The sequence below is a fragment of the Streptomyces sp. Root1310 genome (assembly GCF_001426425.1).
Classification (GTDB): Bacteria; Actinomycetota; Actinomycetes; order Streptomycetales; family Streptomycetaceae; genus Streptomyces.
On record NZ_LMEQ01000035.1, the window covers coordinates 29,125 to 44,622 of the forward strand.

Below are 15,498 nucleotides of genomic sequence, written 5' to 3' on the forward strand. Positions count from 1 at the left end.
GTGTTCTCGTGCTCGTCCACTCGGTTCCCGGCCCGGCTCATGCCGCCTCCGTGCGGTCCGCCGCCATCCCCGCGGCGTCCAGCAGGGCGGTGCCGACGATGAGATCGGCCCCGCCGAACCCCGGGTCGTCCAGCTCCTTGCCGTCGTCCACGGCGAACAGCAGTTTCTCCTCGCCCTGGCGGTAGGCGGTGCCCACGGCCGGGCTGGCGGCGTGCACGGCCAGCAGAGCCACCAGGTAGGCCAGCTCCTCGCCGTCCTTGGCCCGCGCCTCCTCGAGCAGTCCCGACAGCCGTCGTGGCGCGTCCGCCGGCAGATCGAGCAGTTCCTTGGCCATCGTCAGCTGTTCCTCGCTGAACCGGCTGTCGTCCGGGGTCGCGATGAGGTCCGGCTCCGGCATCTCCGCGCCCAGGTGCTCCCGCTCCACCGGCGGCGTCAGCAGCAGGTCGACGAGGTCGCCCATCCGCACCGACACCGGCGTGCGCAATCCGGTGCCGTGGGCGAAGAACGCGTCGGTGACCCGGACCGCCTGCTCCAGCGGCAGCGGCAGCACGGGGGTGACCAGGTGTCCGTAGAGGTCGATGCCCGACGAGGTCATGGGTGCGGCGAAGGCCTGTCGGTCCTGCTCGGCGCGGAACAGCGGGCCGGCCTCCAGCAGCCGGGACTGCAGCTGGGTGTGCCGGCGGATGCAGTCCTTCACGATGTCGACGAGCTCGGCGGCCCGCCGCTTGTTCTCCGCGTCCTCGATCTCGTCGCGTGCCTTGCGGATGTTGGTGAGGATCGCGTTCTCGTGGCGGTAGCGGTCGGCTACGTGGTCGAGGGCCTCGGCGATCATGTCGGGGACGGCGTTGAGCCAGTCCACCGCGCGCACGTTGCGCCGGGTGGCCTCCAGGGCGCGGCGCAGCGTCTCCGAGTACTGCACGGTGCGGTAGCGGGCCTGTTCGGCGGCCAGCTGGGCGTCGGCGAGACGACCGCGCCGGATGAGTACCTCGAGCTTGACCTCGGCGGCGATCTGCGCGCTGGTGACGTCGGTGTCGAGGGCGCCGACGAGGACGTTGACCGCCTCGTCGGTCGTGCGGAGGTAGACCGCGCCGCCGTAGCCGGGGACCTCCTCGATCAGCTTGAAGTCGTAGTCGCGGCGCACATACGTGCCGTCCGGCGCGAACGTGCCGTACACGGCGCGGAAGCCGCGGTCGACGCTGCCGACGTTGATCAGGTTCTCCAGCACCCAGCGGGCCACCCGCTCGTGCTCGGCTACGGGGCGCCGCGGGGCCTGCGCGGCGATGCGCGGCAGGAGGCGGGCCACTATCTGGTCGTGGTCGGCGCCGGTGTCGAAGTCCATGTTGAGTGTGACGAGGTCGATGGCGGCGAGGGCGATCTCCGCCATGCCGTAGACCGAGTACTCACCGGCGAGGTTGGCCTTGCGGGCGTCGAGGTCGTGGATCGGCGCGGTGCAGGCGAGCGCGCGCAGCCGCCGCGCCAGCCCCTCGTCGGCCGCCGGGCCCGGGGCGGGACGCGGTGCCACGCTGAGCTGGGGCGGAACACGGTCCGTCGACGCAGGCGAAGTCACGGTGCACAGACTAGGTCCTCGGTCTGACATCGACCCAAACGACGCGGATCGCCTCCGGCCGCCGGGCGGGCGACCACCGGCCGTGTTTCGCCCGCGGGCCGGCGGGGGCCTGTCGCGCCCGGGCGGCGCAGCCGCGCGTCGATATCGACACGGCCGCACATCGATACGGCCCCGCGCGCCTAGACGGCGTGGTCCTCCCCCACCCGCCGCCGGTACACCTCGACCACCCTTGACGAAGAGTCGTCGAGGTAGACCGTGAGCAGACGCTCGGCCTCCGCCTTGTCGCCCGCCTCCAGGGCCTGGAGGATCTGGCGGTTGCGCTGGAGGTACGGCTCGTGCAGGCGGCGCGGCTCGTCGACGAGATGGAAGGCGAGGCGCAGCTCGGCGAAGACGCTGCGCATCAGTTCGTCGGTGCGCACGCTTCCGGCCAGGGCCACCAGTTCGCGGTGGAAGTGGAAGTTGGCGGTACCCAGTCCTTTCCAGTCACTCTCCACGGACGCGAGCTGTCCCTCGGTGACGCTCGCCCGGAGGCCGTCGAGCGGGTACGGCGGCTCCCCCAGACCGCGCACCACGGCGCACTCGACGAGCCTGCGGGTGCGGTAGATGTCCTCGACGTCCTCGACGGTCAGGACCCGGACGAACACGCCCCGGTTCAGCTCGTGGACGAGCAGGCGCTCATGGGTGAGCAGCCGGAACGCCTCGCGCAGCGTGTTGCGGGAGACGCCGAGCGCCCCGCCGATGCTGTCCTCCGACAGGCGCGTCCCGGGCGGGAAATAGCCCTCGGCGATGCGGCTCCTGAGGATGTCCGAAACGCGTTCGGCCGTGCTCGTGCGGCCCAGGAGGGCGCGATCGTCGGCCAGTCCCGCCAGCTGCTCTGCCATGCCCGGAATTCAACCGCAGACACGAGAACGAAACAACATGGGTATTGAAGGATCGTTCAACGATCCTCTACCTTCCTTTCATGGCGACGCCGTCCCCGCCGCGGCGACCGCCTCCGCACGGCACAGCTCACTCCCCGCACCCTCCCTCCTCCCTCAGCGAGGTGCCTCATGAGCACGCCCCCTCCACCCCGGACCCCGGCCACCGACACCCGCCCCGCCGACGCCGCTCCCGCTCCCGGCACCACTCCCGACGATGGCGCTCTGGCCTGGCTGCGGGCTCTCGGTCCGCGCGGCCGCCGCGCCTTCGCCGGCGCGTTCGGTGGCTATGCCCTCGACTCCTACGACTACTTCACGCTGCCGCTGAGCATGGTCGCGCTGGCGTCGTACTTCGGCCTGGACAGCGGCCAGACCGGCCTGTTCACCACCGTCACCCTGGTCGCCTCGGCGATCGGCGGCGCCGTCGCGGGGGTGCTGGCCGACCGGATCGGCCGGGTCAGGGCCCTGATGATCACGGTGATCACGTACGCGGTCTTCACCGTGGCCTGCGGCTTCGCGCCCAGCTACGAGACGCTGCTGGTCTTCCGGTCCCTCCAGGGCCTCGGTTTCGGCGGCGAGTGGGCCGTCGGCGCGATCCTGGTCGCCGAGTACGCGAGCCCGAAGCACCGGGGCCGCACGCTCGGCGCGATCCAGAGCTCGTGGGCCGTCGGCTGGGGCCTGGCGGCAGTGGCGTACACGCTGGTCTTCTCGTTCTTCGGCGACGACGTCGCCTGGCGCGTGATGTTCTGGACGGGCGCCCTGCCCGCGCTGCTCGTGGTGTGGATGCGGCGCCGGGTGCAGGACGCGCCGGAGGCCACCGCCGCCCGCGAACAGAACCCGGAGAAGGGCTCGTTCCCGGCGATCTTCAAAGGACCGCTGCTGCGGACCACGCTCTTCGCGGGCCTGCTCTCCACCGGTGTGCAGGGCGGCTACTACACCCTGGCGACCTGGGTACCGACCTATCTGAAGTCGGAGCGCGGTCTGTCGGTGGTCGGCACCGGCGGCTACCTGACCTTCCTGATCTCGGGCGCCTTCCTCGGCTACCTCACCGGGGGCTACCTCACCGACCGGCTGGGCCGACGCCGCAACATCTGGCTGTTCGCCCTGCTGTCCGCGGTGTGCATCCTGGCGTACGCGAACATCCCGAGCGGCGCGGACACCGTGCTCCTGGTGCTCGGCTTCCCGCTCGGGTTCTGCATGTCGGCGATCTTCAGCGGCTTCGGCTCCTACCTGAGCGAGCTGTACCCGACGGCCCTGCGCGGCACGGGACAGGGCTTCACCTACAACACCGGCCGCGCCGTGGGCGCCGTCTTCCCCACCACGGTCGGCTTCCTCGCCGACAGCTGGGGCGTGGGCGGCGCCCTGGTGTTCGGCGCGATCGGCTACGCCGTCGCCGCCCTGGCGCTGCTGGGACTGCCGGAGACCCGCGGGAAGGAACTGGAGTGAACCGTCCGATCCTCACGCAGGACAGCCGTCGTCCGATCCTCACGCCGGACAGCCGTCCGCCCCTCGTCGACGACCGCCCAGTCGCCGTCCTCGACGAGCACGCGCACGCGTGGAGCCCCGCCACCGCCCGGGCCCGGTTCCGGGCGGGCCTGGCGGGCCCCACGGCCGGGGTCGCGGGCGGCCACACCCAGGTCAACCTGATCTCGGTGCCCGCCGACTGGGCGTACGACATGCTCCTGTTCTGCCAGCGCAACCCGAAGCCCTGTCCCGTCCTCGACGTCACGGACGCCGGCTCCTGGACGACCGTCCTCGCCGAGGGCGCCGACCTGCGCACCGATCTGCCGCGCTACCGGGTCTGGGCGGACGGGGAACTGGTGGACGAGCCGACGGACGTGCGCGCCTACTGGCGGGACGACCTGGTGTCGTTCCTGATCGGCTGCAGCTTCACCTTCGAGTGGGCGCTGTCCGGGGCGGGCGTCCCGATCCGGCACGTCGAGCAGGGGCGCAACGTCCCGATGTACGTGACGAGCCGCCGGTGCCGGCCCGCGGGGCGGCTGCACGGCTCCATGGTGGTGTCCATGCGTCCGGTGCCGCCGCAGCACCTCGCGGCGGCCATCCGGGAGAGCAGCCTGCTCCCGGCGGTGCACGGCGGGCCCGTACACTGCGGCGATCCGTCGGGACTGGGCATCGACGACCTCGGCCGGCCCGACTTCGGCGACCCGGTGGAAGCCGCGCCGGACGACATCCCGGTGTTCTGGGCCTGCGGCGTGACCCCGCAGGCCGCGGTGATGGCCTCGCGCCCGCCGTTCGCGCTCACCCACGCCCCGGGACAGATGTTCCTCACCGACGCCCGCGACGAGCAGTACCGCGTGGCTTGAGAACGAGATACGAAGGAACCATGACCGCGACGACCGCGATCGATCTGAACGCCGACCTCGGCGAGGGCTTCGGCCGCTGGGAGCTGACCGACGACGAGGGGCTGCTGTCCGTCGTCAGCAGCGCCAACGTGGCCTGCGGCTTCCACGCGGGGGACGCGGTCACCATGCGCCGGGTGTGCGAGCTGGCGGCCGAGCGGGGTGTGACGATCGGCGCGCAGGTGTCCTACCGGGACCTGGCGGGGTTCGGGCGGCGCGCCATGGACGTGCCGTCCGCCGAACTGGCCGCCGAGGTGGCGTACCAGATCGGCGCCCTGGAGGTGTTCGCCCGGGCGGCGGGCGCGCGCGTGGCGTACGTGAAGCCGCACGGGGCGCTCTACAACCGGATCGTGCACGACGAGGAGCAGGCCGCCGCGGTGGTCGACGGGGTGCTCCTCGCCGGCGCCGCGCTGCCCGTGCTCGGGCTGCCCGGCTCACGCCTGCTGGAGCGGGCGCGGGCCGCGGGGCTCCCTGCCGTCCCGGAGGCCTTCGCGGACCGCGCGTACACCGAGGAGGGCACTCTCGTGCCGCGTGGGCGGGCCGGCGCCGTGGTCACCGACCCGGAAGCCGTCGTGGAGCGGTCGGTGCGCCTGGCGCGCCTCGGGGAGGTCACCTCGCACGCGGGGTCGTCCGTCGAGGTGCACGCGCGTTCGCTGTGCCTGCACGGCGACACGCCCGGCGCGGTGGAACTGGCGCGCCGGGTCCGGCGTGGGCTGGAGGAGTCGGGCGTACCGGTGGAGGCCTTCGCATGAGCGTGCGTGTCCTGCCCGTCGGCGACGACGCCCTGCTCGTGGAGCTGGCGTCGGGCGCGGAGGCCGAGGCTCTGCACGCGGAACTGCTGCGGCGCCGCGCGGCGGGCCTGCTCAGCGCCCGCGAGATCGTCCCAGCGGCCCGCACCGTCCTCCTGGACGGTCTGACCGACCCCGGCCGGCTGGCGTCCGAGCTGGCCGCGTCCGACGTACCGCCCGCTCCCCCGCGTGAGCAGGCGGCCGTCGAAATCCCGATCCGGTACGACGGCCCGGACCTGGCCGAGGTCGCCGCCCACTGGGGCGTCCCCGAGGAGGAGGTGGCCCGCATCCACGCGGGCACCGAGTTCCGGGTCGCCTTCTGCGGGTTCGCACCCGGCTTCGGCTATCTCACCGGCCTGCCTCCGCGCTACGACGTGCCGCGCCGGGCCACCCCGCGCACCGCCGTGCCGGCCGGTTCGGTGGGGCTGGCGGGGCCGTACACCGGTGTGTACCCCCGTTCCTCGCCGGGCGGCTGGCAACTGATCGGCAGCACCGACGCGGTGCTCTGGGACCACGCGCGCGTGCCGGCCGCGCTGCTGTCGCCGGGCACGCGCGTGCGCTTCGTCCCGGTGGAACCGGCAGGACCGGTGGAACCGGTCGGACCTGTGGAACCGGTCGGACCTGTGGGACCGGTCGGACCTGTGGGACCGGTCGGACCTGTGGGACCGGTCGGACCTGTGGGACCGGTGGGACCGGAGGGCGGCTCGTGAGCGACCGCGCAGTCTCCGTCGTCCGCGCCGGGGCGCTCACCACGGTGCAGGACCGGGGCCGCCCGGGACACGCGCACCTCGGCGTGCCCCGTTCCGGCGCTCTCGACGCGCCCGCGGCGGCCCTCGTCAACCGGCTGGTGGGCAACTCACCCGACGCGGCCGTCCTGGAGACGACGCTGGGCGGCTGTGCCCTCCGGCCGCGTTCCGACGTGACCGTCGCGGTCGGCGGCGCGCCCTGCCGGATCACGGTGGACGGCCGGCCGTTCGCCTGGGGAGCGCCCGTGCGGGTACGCGCCGGGACCCTGCTGGACATCGGACCGGCGGTCTCCGGGGTACGCACGTACGTGGCCCTGGCCGGCGGCATCATCGTCGAGCCGGTCCTCGGCAGCCGGTCCACGGACCTGCTCTCGGGTCTCGGCCCCGCCCCGCTCACGGACGGCACCGTCCTGCCGCTGGGGCGCGAACGCGTCCCGGACGCGCGCGTGGACGTCGCCCCGCAGCCGGCGCCCCCGGCCGAACTCGTCCTCCGGGTGACGCTCGGTCCACGGGACGACTGGTTCACACCGGACGCGCTCCGCACCTTCACCTCGGGGACGTTCCTCGTGTCCTCCGCGAGCAATCGCATCGGGCTGCGCACCGAGGGACCCGCCCTGGAGCGGGCGCGGAGCGGTGAACTGGCGAGCGAGGGCATGGTCCTGGGCGCCGTACAGGTTCCGCCCGCCGGCCGGCCGGTGGTCTTCCTGGCCGATCACCCGACCACCGGGGGCTACCCGGTGATCGGGGTCGTCCGCGCGGGCGATCTCGCGGCGGCGGCCCAGGCGGTGCCCGGCACGCCGGTCCGCTTCGTGGCCGTACGGCGAAGGTGACGCGGAAGGTGACGCCGACGGCTTCGGCCGCTCCGGGCTTCAGGCGGCGTCCGGCTGCCGTTCCGCCACGGAGAGCGCGGCGAGGGCCGCGGACACCGCCGCGGAGGCCCGCAGATCGAGGCGGGCGCTAGTCCCCCGCGCGCGGTGCCGCAGCTCGTCGGCGGCCAGCGTGAGCAGTTGCGGGAGCAGGTCGGTGCAGCGCCGGGCCACCCAGCCGGTGCCCGCGGTCGCCAGCCACCACAGGCTCGCCGAGGTCGTCGGCGCCGGGAAATCGGGCTCGGGCGAGGGCGCGGCGCCGGTCGCGATGCCCGCCTCGGCCAGCACCGCGTGGAAACGCACGGCCAGTTGCCGGTGCCCGCGCTCCCCGGGGTGGAGCCGGTCCGCGCTCCACATGGCCCGGTCCGTCAGCCAGGCGCCCTCCGCCGCGTGCAGATGGAGGGCGCCGTAACGCTCGGAGAGCGCGTGGACGACGGCGTTGACCGCGCGCTGCCGCCGGGCCAGCGGCCGGGCGAGGGCCCCGGGCAGCCCGAGGGTGCCGCCGGGATCGGGCAGGCACGCGGTGAGCAGGACCGCGCCCTGCTCGGCGAAGGCGCCGTAGACCGTGTCGAGCCGGGCGGCCACGGCGTGGATGTCGAAGGTGCAGCGCAGCGTGTCGTTCACGCCGACGATCACCGAGACGAGGTCGGGCCGCAGTGCCGCCCCGGCCGGGAGCTGCCGCTCCAGCACGTCCCGCGTTTGCGCGCCGCTTACCGCGAGGTTGACGAACTCGACGGACTGCCCAGGCGCCACGGACTCCCCGGTCCCCACCCACGCCTCGGTCCCCACAGACTCCCCGGTCCCCACCCACGCCTCGGTCCCCACAGACTCCCCGGTCCCCACCCACGCCTCGGTCCCCACGGGCCCTTCGAGCTCCGTGATCCCCGAGAACGCCCCGACTCCCGCAAGCCCCTCGGTCCCCGGGAGCACCTCGCCCTCGGTGGCCCCCGCAAGAGCCTCGGCCCCAGCCTCGACCCCCGCGAACCCGTCGGTTCCCGCAAGCCTCACGGTTCCTGGGAGCCCCGCAGTCCCCGCCGGCCCCTCGATGCGTGCGAGCGCCTTTGTTCCCGCCAGCGCCTTGGTTCCCGCTGGCCCGTCGGCCCCCACAAGCCCCTCGGCTCCCGCGAGCCGCTCCTCCTCCATGGCCCCCGCGAGCCCCTCGATCCCGGCCGGACGCACGGCACCCCGCGCGACACCCAGCCCGGATCCCTCGCTCTCGCCGACCAGGCCCTGGGCGAGCAGTGCGGCCCAGCCGCGCCATCCCTCGCCCACGGGGTCCCCCACACCCTCGGTGAGCGAGTCCCCGAGGGCGACGAAGCGGATGCGTCTCATGCGAGGCCTCCGGGCGCGAAAGGAGGCACGGGTGCGGTCACCGGTGCCGGGACCGACGCCGTCGCGTCGTGCGCCTTGAGGAAGGCGTCGACCGCAGTACGCCAGCCGAAGCACTCCGCACGCGCGCGTGCGGCCTCCCGGCGGGCCGCGAGGGGGCGCCGCAGGAGGTTCTGCACGGCGTCCGCGAACGCCTCCCCCCGGTCGGCCGCCGTGGCCCCCGCGGCGCCGATCACCTCGGGGAGCGCCGAGGAGGCGCTCGCGACGACGGGGGTCCCGCACGCCATGGCCTCCAGCGCGGCGAGCCCGAACGTCTCCGCGGGTCCCGGGGCCAGACACACGTCGGCCGAGGCCTGCAGGGCCCCGAGCGCGCCACGGTCGGAGACATGGCCCAGGAACGTCACGGGCAGCCCGCGCTCGCGGGCCCGCTGCTCCAGCCGCGGCCGCAGCGGTCCGTCGCCCGCGACGACGAGCACCGCCCGCGCACCGCGCCGCAGCAAGGCCTCCAGGGCGTCCAGCGCCGTGCCGGGCCGCTTCTCCACGGACAGGCGGGTGCACATCACCACCAAGGTCTGGTCCTCGCGCGCGTGACGGGCCCGCAGCCCGGCGTCGTACAGGGAGGGGTGCCGTTCGACGAGGTCGACGCCCAGCGGCGCCCGCACGACGTTGCGCGCCCCGATCCGCACGAACTCCCGCTCGGCAAACTCGGTGGTGCACACCACGCGCGCGTACGTGTGCGCCGTACGGAGGTTGAGCGCGTCGGCGGCGCGCCGGGCCGCGCCTTCCGGCACCCGCCAGGTGCGCAGGACGCCGTCGGCGGTCTCGTGGGAGACCATCACGGCGGGAACCCGGGCCCGCCGCGCCCACTTGCCGGTCCAGCGCAACGTCGTACGGTCGGAGACCTCCAGGCGGTCGGGGGCGAGTTCCTCCAGCAGGCGGGCGACCCGCCGTCGGTCGGTGAGGACGCGGTAGCCGCCGGTGCCGGGCAGCAGCGGCCCCGGCAGGGTGATCACCCGCCCCTGCTCGGTCCGGCGGTCGCTCTCCCGCTCGCCGGGCACGATCAGGACCGGCTCGTGGCCGGCCGCGCGATAGCCCTTGCCGAGTTCGCGCAGGGCCGTGCGCAGGCCGCCCGAGGCGGGGGCCACGAAGTTGGCGAGCCGCACGATCCGCAGCGGCCCGGCGCCCGCGGCCGTGGAGGCGGGGCGGACGGGGCCGATTTCGCCGTCGCTGCCGCTCACGCCGTTCATGCCGTTCGAGCCGCTCACGCCGCCACCGCCGGTCGGCGCGCGGCGAGCACGTCCTCGTAGTGACCGATGAGCCGGTCGCCGACGGCGGCCCAGGTGCGCCCCTCGACCGCGGCCCGGCCGGCGGCGCCGTAGGCGGCCCGTCGCGCGGGGTCGGCCACCAGCGCAGCCACCGCGTCCTGCACGACGGCGGCATCCCGGGGCGGGACGAGCAGGCCGGTACGCCCGTGGGCGACCAGGTCCAGCGGACCGCCCGCGGCGGGGGCGACCACCGGCACACCGCTGGCCATGGCCTCCTGCACGGTCTGGCAGAAGGTCTCGAAGGGGCCGGTGTGCACGAACACGTCCAGCGAGGCGAAGATCCGCGCGAGTTCGTCGCCGGTGCGGTTGCCGAGGAAGACCGCGCCCGGCAGGGCCTCCTCCAGGCCGGGCCTGCTGGGCCCGTCGCCCACCACCACGATCCGGACGCCCGGCAGCCCGCGGACGCCGGACAGCAGCTCGACGTGCTTCTCGGGGGCGAGCCGTCCGACGTAGCCGACGATCAGCTCGCCGTTCGGGGCCAGTGCGCGGCGCAGTGCCTCGTCGCGGCGGTCGGGGCGGAAGCGCCGGGTGTCCACGCCCCGCGGCCACAGCTTCACCCGGGGCACCCCGTGCGTGTCCAGGTCGTGCAGGGCCGCGCTGGAGGGGGCGAGGGTGAGGTCGGCGGCGGCGTGGACGGACCGTATCCGGCGCCAGGCGGCTGCCTCGCCGGCGCCCATGTAGGTGCGGGCGTAGCCGCCCAGGTCGGTCTGGTAGACGGCGACGGCGGGGATGCCGAGCCGGGCGGCGGCCGCCATGCCCCGGACGCCGAGGATGAACGGGCTGGCCAGGTGGACCATGTCGGCCCGGTGCTCGGCGACGGCGGCGGCGACGCGTCGGCTGGGGAGGGCGACGCGGACCTGGGGGTAGCCGGGGAGCGGAAGGGAGGGGACCCGGACGACGGGGCAGGGCGCTCCGGCGTCCGGCCCGGTCCCGGCGGCGGTGGCCGGGGCGACGACGACGGGGGTGTGACCGCGATCGACGAGGTGCCGGGCGGTCTGGAAGGCGCAATGGGCCACGCCGTTCACGTCGGGGGGAAAGGATTCGGTCACGATGACGACACGCATACCCGTGTTGTCGCCGCCCCGGACGTGGACGCGTCAAAGTGGATCTTTCCGGACGACAAACGTCCCGTGAGCGTTGCGCTGCGCACCCGGTACGTGCCCGCCGCGTACCGCGCAGGTCAGACGGCGTCCATGCCGGTCCGCCCGGCGGGCCATCGGTTGTTCATGTGCCGGGCCGGCCGCCGCCAGGCTCCCCTCGGGCGGCGGCCTGTCCCGACCTTCACATCGCGGACGCGGCGTCCGGTCCGATCCGGCTCCGCACGGCCGTCTGGACCTCCGCCTCCTCGGCCGGATCGGCGGCGAGCCGGCGCAGGCGTTCCACGACCCGGGTGTCACCGGTCTCGGCGTGCCGGGCGGCGATCTCGCGGGTGCCCTCCTCGCAGTCCCAGAGGCACTCGACGGCGAAGCCGGTGGCGTAGGAGGGGTCGGTGGCGGCGAGTGCGCGGGCGCAGCGCCCGCGCAGATGGGACGAGGCCGTCTCGCGGTAGATATGGCGCAGTACGGGTGCCGCGCAGACGATGCCGAGCCGTCCGGCGCCGTCGACGAGGGTCCACAGGCTCGGCGCGTCGCAGCCCTCGCCGCGTACGGCCTCGCGCAGCGCGCCGAGGACCAGGTCGCTGTCCTGGGTGCCGCCCCGGCAGGCGAGCATGCGGCCGGCCGCGGCGCCCAGGGGGTCGGGCCGGTGGGCCCAGCCACGGGCCCGGTCCACGGCGGCGACGCTGCGCATGCGCTCGAAGGCGTCGACCGCGGCCTCGACGACGGGCGTCGAGCCGGTGGCCACGGCCTGTTCGATGAGGAGGAGGGCGTCGGGGTCGTTGAAGTCGGCGAGGTAGCGCAGGGCGGTGCAGCGGGCTCCCTCGGAGCCGTCCTTGGCCGCCTGCACGATCTCGGCGCGGTCCTCGGGCCCGGCCACGGCGGACAGGCAGCGTGCGGCGGGGACGTGGAGCGCGGCTCCGCGTTCGACGCCCTGCTGGGCCCATTCGAAGACGGCCTGGACGCTCCAGCCGGGGCGGGGCCCGCTCGGACTGAGCTGCCGTTGCCAGCGGTCGAAACAGCCGGCCTCCTGAGCGGCACGCACGCGCGTGGAGACGTACTCGCGGGGATCCTCGGCCCACAGCCGCCAGGGCCGGGGTTCGAAGGCGTCCCGTACGGCGGCGGCGAGCTCGGCCTCGCCCTCGGTATCGGTGGCGAACCGTGCCAGCACGGGTTCCGCGAGGGCCCGCAGGCCGGCGTCGTCGTCCCGCAGGGCGAGTTCGTCCAGGGCCCAGGCCCAGTTGGCTCCTGAGGCCGCGTAGCGGCGCAGCAGGGCCAGGGCCTCCCGCCTGCCATAGGAGGCGAGGTGGCCGAGGACGGCCAGGGCCAGGCCCGTGCGTGATTCCTCGGTGTCGAAGGAGTCCTCGACGTCGAAGAGGTGGGCCTCGATCTCGTCCAGCTCGCCGTGCAGATCGAGGTAGAGACGGGCGTAGTAGAGGGAGCGGTTCTCCACCTGCCAGTCGTGGCGGGGGTCCCGCAGCACACAGTGGTTCAGCGCCGCGAGCGCCTCGGCTCGCGGAGCGGTGAGCGCGTGCAACGTGCCGTCGCCGCGCCCCCTCTGGAGCAGGCCGAGCAGCGTACCGCTGGGCGCTATGACCGGATCGAACATGGGAAACAGCCTCACATCAAGCGTCGACGCAACCGGGGACGTGCATTACCTGGCCGCGTGACAACACGTCGGGGCGCCCGCCGTTTCCTGCTTGCTGTAGACCATTTTCCTCTGCCTCTCGTCGGTGGCCCATGCGGACCGCGTCACGGCCCGCGCGGTGCGGCAACACCTGCCCAGCCATCGCGTCCGTGAATCACGACGTCATGATGACCCGGCTGTTCTACCTGCCGCGACCGAAATTTCCGGCGGCCTTGTACCGCCTCCCCCGTGGTCGTCGATTTACCTGGTCAGGAACTCTCGTTGACCTGCTCGCAACCGTCGGCTCAGTGCACGCCGAACAGCTCGAGCAGCTCCGCCCTGCCGAACATGCGAGCGGTGTCGACGGCCGACGGGGTCCCCTGGGAGGGGTCGGCGCCGGCCTCCAGCAGGACCTTGATGACGTCCGTCTCGCCCTTGAAGGCCGCCCCGGCGAGCGGGGTCTGACCTCGGTCGTTGATCCGGTCGGCCTCGGCGCCGCGGGCCAGCAGGGCCCGGACCGCGTCGGCGTGGCCGTGATACGCGGCGAGCATCACCAGGGAGTCGCCGCGGTCATTGGTGAGGTTGGCCGGAACGCCCGCGTCGACATACGCCACGAGCTCCTCGGTCCGACCCCCGCGGGCCAGATCGAAGATCTTGGTCGCCAGCTCCACGACCTCGGGGTCGGGGCCTTCGCTCATCGGCCGGTCCGCCTCTCCACTCAACCGTTCAGGTGAATCGCCAGCGTACTGGCTCGTCGGAAACATGGCCGGTCCCGTCGTCGGCAAAGATCACGGGCAGACCCGTTCGACGCAACTCTCCTGCTCAGGCAGCCCACCAGGCCTTCCGCCAGCTGGGGGAAAACAGCCGTTTTTCACCTAGTTGCACCTTTTGTAGTATGGATACATCCTGTGATCCTGGAAGTACTCATGGTGACTGTCCCCCGCGAACCAGGAGAACCCAAATGATCCTGTCCATGTCAGGCGTAGTCCTGCTCGGCATCATCGTCTTCCTCTTCTTCCGCAAGGACGGGCTCAAGGCGTCGCACGCCGTGGTCTCGGCCCTGTTCGGGTTCTACATGGCCAGCACGGCCATCGCCCCGAGCATCAAGGCAGGCGGCGAGAGCCTGGCGAGCCTCCTCGGCGGCATCAAGTTCTGACGCCGCACGTCCCGTCCGTACGCACCTCACAGGAGACAGCAGTGGCCCGGCGCCCCCTTCCCAGCATCCTGAGCACAGGCAGCGCGCAGATCGCCCGGAGCCGGGAGCTGGCCCGGACGGCGGCCGACAGCGCCACCGATGTTCTCCATCCGCTGATCACGATCACCCGCGGACTGCGCCGGCTGGCCTCGGCCGGGCGGCGCAGGTGGGCCGAGACCCCCAGGGACAAGCGCGGGCCGCTGCTGTTCCTGGTGGCCTCGCTGATCCTGGTCGTGGTGCTGGTGCCGTACGGCCCGCTGCTCGCCGTCATCACCCTGATGGCGGCAGCGGCCTGGCAGGGCAGGGACCGCACCCCACCGGCTCCCGAAGGCCCCGACGAGTCGCAGATCCAGCGGCTCCAGGTGCTGTACGAGGCCCTGGTCCCGCACTTCTCGACGGCCGACGACCCCGCTCCCCTCTACGCCCACGGCGGCGACTGGGAGACCGTCTTCCCGACGCAGGAGTTCGACGACTCGGGCCGCGTGACCCTCCTCGTGATCCGCTACCCCGCGTTCTTCCCGGACGGCGAGGCCGCCTCACGCGCACGGATCGAGCAGCTGCTCGCCGCGAAGTCCGGCCGTGGCCGCGAATACCTCTTCGTCTGGGACGAGGAGGGCAACGAACTCACCCTCAGTGTCCTCGCCCCGCTCCCCACCGACTTCGCCGCCCAGCGCTTCGTCACCGCGCCCGGCGAGACGGTGCTGGGCTTCACCGACCCCTCCCGGGTCCAGCGCACGCTCCCCCTCGCCCACGGTGAGGACCGGCGCGACGTACCGCCGGTCGTCTGGCGCACCGGCCTCCGCTCCACCGAGCCGCACCTGCTGGCGGTCGGCCAGCCCGGCAGCGGCACCTCCACCCTGCTGCGCTCCATCGCCCTCCAGGCACTCCAGCACGGCGACGTCCTGGTGATCGAGGGCGGCAGCACCGGCGAGTACGCCTGCCTCACCGGCCGGGACGGCGTCCTGGGCGTCGAGGTCGGACTGGCCGGGGCGCTGGCCGCCCTGGAGTGGGCGGTGCACGAGGCGGAGCGCCGGCTCATCGCCGCCAACCGCGCCCGGCAGGCGGGCGACCCGCCGCCGGAGGACACCAAGCACCCCCTGTGGATCCTTCTGGACCGCCCCACCGCCTTCACCCACCTGGCCGACACGGACGGCCACAAGGACCCGCAGTCCCTCCTCCAGGTCCCCCTGCGACACGGCCGCGCGGTCGGGGTCACGGTGGTGGTGGCCGAGCAGTTCGACGCCCTGGACTCGCTGAGCGACGCCGTACGGCAGCACACCCGCGCGCGGGTCGCGCTCGGTCCGGCGTCGAGGGAGCAGCTGGAGGCGGTCCTCGGCGCGCCCCCGCACACCACGCCCGTCGACCACACACCGCCGGGACGCGGTTACGCCCGGCTCGGTTCGGGGCCGGTGCACCGGCTCCAGGTGCCGGCGACGCCGGACCCGTACGACGACGCGACAAGCGACGCGCAGCGGCAGGCGGTGCTGGACCTGCTTCCGCCGCGCTCCACCCCGGCCGACACGGAGACATTGCCCCCGGTACCGGCCGAGGTCGTGCTCACCAAAGCCGTGGAGGCGGACGCCGAGGCCACGAAGGCCACGGGCGCCGACGCCGTGGCGGCCGAAGCCGTGGGCGCGGAGCAGGTGTCCAGCGCGGGCGGGTGACCGCCCCCGCCGCGCGTTCT

Annotated in this window: 13 protein-coding genes and 2 pseudogenes; 7 read left to right on the forward strand and 8 right to left on the reverse strand. The window is 73.9% G+C overall.

The annotated features are described in order from the left end of the window. Positions 1-37 precede the first annotated feature (37 nt). Both ASD48_RS39880 and ASD48_RS39885 read right to left on the reverse strand, forming a co-directional pair. A complete protein-coding gene (locus ASD48_RS39880) occupies positions 38-1,567 on the reverse strand; it encodes a hypothetical protein (protein ID WP_057606829.1) in 1,530 nt (509 codons plus the stop codon). A 179-nt stretch (positions 1,568-1,746) separates the two neighbouring features. Continuing rightward, positions 1,747-2,448, reverse strand: a complete 702-nt coding sequence (locus tag ASD48_RS39885) for a GntR family transcriptional regulator (protein ID WP_057606830.1) — start codon at positions 2,446-2,448, stop codon at positions 1,747-1,749. A 168-nt stretch (positions 2,449-2,616) separates the two neighbouring features. Here ASD48_RS39885 and ASD48_RS39890 point away from each other — a divergent pair, with 168 nt between their 5' ends. Genes ASD48_RS39890 through ASD48_RS39910 form a run of 5 tightly spaced genes read left to right on the forward strand, consistent with a single transcriptional unit; the run spans position 2,617 to position 7,208 of the window. Next, the gene (locus tag ASD48_RS39890; protein ID WP_057606831.1) at positions 2,617-3,930 is read left to right on the forward strand and encodes an MFS transporter; all 1,314 of its coding nucleotides are present in this window, start codon (positions 2,617-2,619) and stop codon (positions 3,928-3,930) included. Between the two features lie 35 nt (positions 3,931-3,965). Further along, on the forward strand, positions 3,966-4,808 hold the full coding sequence (locus tag ASD48_RS39895; RefSeq protein WP_057607048.1) for a putative hydro-lyase: 843 nt from the start codon (positions 3,966-3,968) through the stop codon (positions 4,806-4,808). A 20-nt stretch (positions 4,809-4,828) separates the two neighbouring features. Further along, positions 4,829-5,596 (forward strand): 5-oxoprolinase subunit PxpA, encoded by a 768-nt coding sequence (locus tag ASD48_RS39900; protein WP_057606832.1) that lies wholly within the window; start codon positions 4,829-4,831, stop codon positions 5,594-5,596. Continuing rightward, positions 5,593-6,342 (forward strand): 5-oxoprolinase subunit PxpB, encoded by a 750-nt coding sequence (pxpB, locus tag ASD48_RS39905; RefSeq protein ID WP_057606833.1) that lies wholly within the window; start codon positions 5,593-5,595, stop codon positions 6,340-6,342. Before ASD48_RS39900 ends, pxpB begins: the two co-directional genes overlap by 4 nt. Continuing rightward, positions 6,339-7,208 (forward strand): biotin-dependent carboxyltransferase family protein, encoded by an 870-nt coding sequence (locus tag ASD48_RS39910; protein WP_057606834.1) that lies wholly within the window; start codon positions 6,339-6,341, stop codon positions 7,206-7,208. The genes pxpB and ASD48_RS39910 overlap by 4 nt, the downstream gene beginning before the upstream one ends. Before the next feature lie 39 nt (positions 7,209-7,247). Here ASD48_RS39910 and ASD48_RS39915 read toward each other — a convergent pair whose 3' ends face one another. The 6 genes and pseudogenes from ASD48_RS39915 to ASD48_RS39935 form a co-directional block, all read right to left on the reverse strand. Further along, complete coding sequence (locus ASD48_RS39915; RefSeq protein WP_057607049.1) at positions 7,248-8,105, reverse strand: SGNH/GDSL hydrolase family protein; 858 nt, start codon at positions 8,103-8,105, stop codon at positions 7,248-7,250. Between the two features lie 363 nt (positions 8,106-8,468). Continuing rightward, positions 8,469-8,576, reverse strand: a pseudogene (locus ASD48_RS44025) (SGNH/GDSL hydrolase family protein); the annotation flags it as partial. Then, on the reverse strand, positions 8,573-9,838 hold the full coding sequence (locus ASD48_RS39920; protein ID WP_242432870.1) for a glycosyltransferase: 1,266 nt from the start codon (positions 9,836-9,838) through the stop codon (positions 8,573-8,575). The gene ASD48_RS39920 and the pseudogene ASD48_RS44025, both read right to left, overlap by 4 nt. After that, positions 9,835-10,962 carry a glycosyltransferase family 1 protein gene (locus ASD48_RS39925; RefSeq protein WP_057606835.1) on the reverse strand — a complete coding sequence of 376 codons (1,128 nt, stop codon included), beginning with the start codon at positions 10,960-10,962 and terminating at the stop codon, positions 9,835-9,837. The genes ASD48_RS39920 and ASD48_RS39925 overlap by 4 nt, the downstream gene beginning before the upstream one ends. Before the next feature lie 217 nt (positions 10,963-11,179). Continuing rightward, positions 11,180-12,601, reverse strand: coding sequence for a hypothetical protein (locus ASD48_RS39930; protein ID WP_057606836.1), 1,422 nt, complete (start codon positions 12,599-12,601; stop codon positions 11,180-11,182). Between the two features lie 323 nt (positions 12,602-12,924). Next, a complete protein-coding gene (locus tag ASD48_RS39935; protein WP_057606837.1) occupies positions 12,925-13,317 on the reverse strand; it encodes an ankyrin repeat domain-containing protein in 393 nt (130 codons plus the stop codon). 263 nt (positions 13,318-13,580) lie between these two features. Here ASD48_RS39935 and ASD48_RS39940 point away from each other — a divergent pair, with 263 nt between their 5' ends. Together ASD48_RS39940 and ASD48_RS39945 are read left to right on the forward strand one after the other, a co-directional pair. Then, positions 13,581-13,775 carry a hypothetical protein gene (locus ASD48_RS39940; RefSeq protein WP_020128927.1) on the forward strand — a complete coding sequence of 65 codons (195 nt, stop codon included), beginning with the start codon at positions 13,581-13,583 and terminating at the stop codon, positions 13,773-13,775. Between the two features lie 41 nt (positions 13,776-13,816). Next, positions 13,817-15,478 (forward strand): annotated as a pseudogene (locus ASD48_RS39945) (hypothetical protein); the annotation flags it as partial. Between the last annotated feature and the right edge of the window lie 20 nt (positions 15,479-15,498).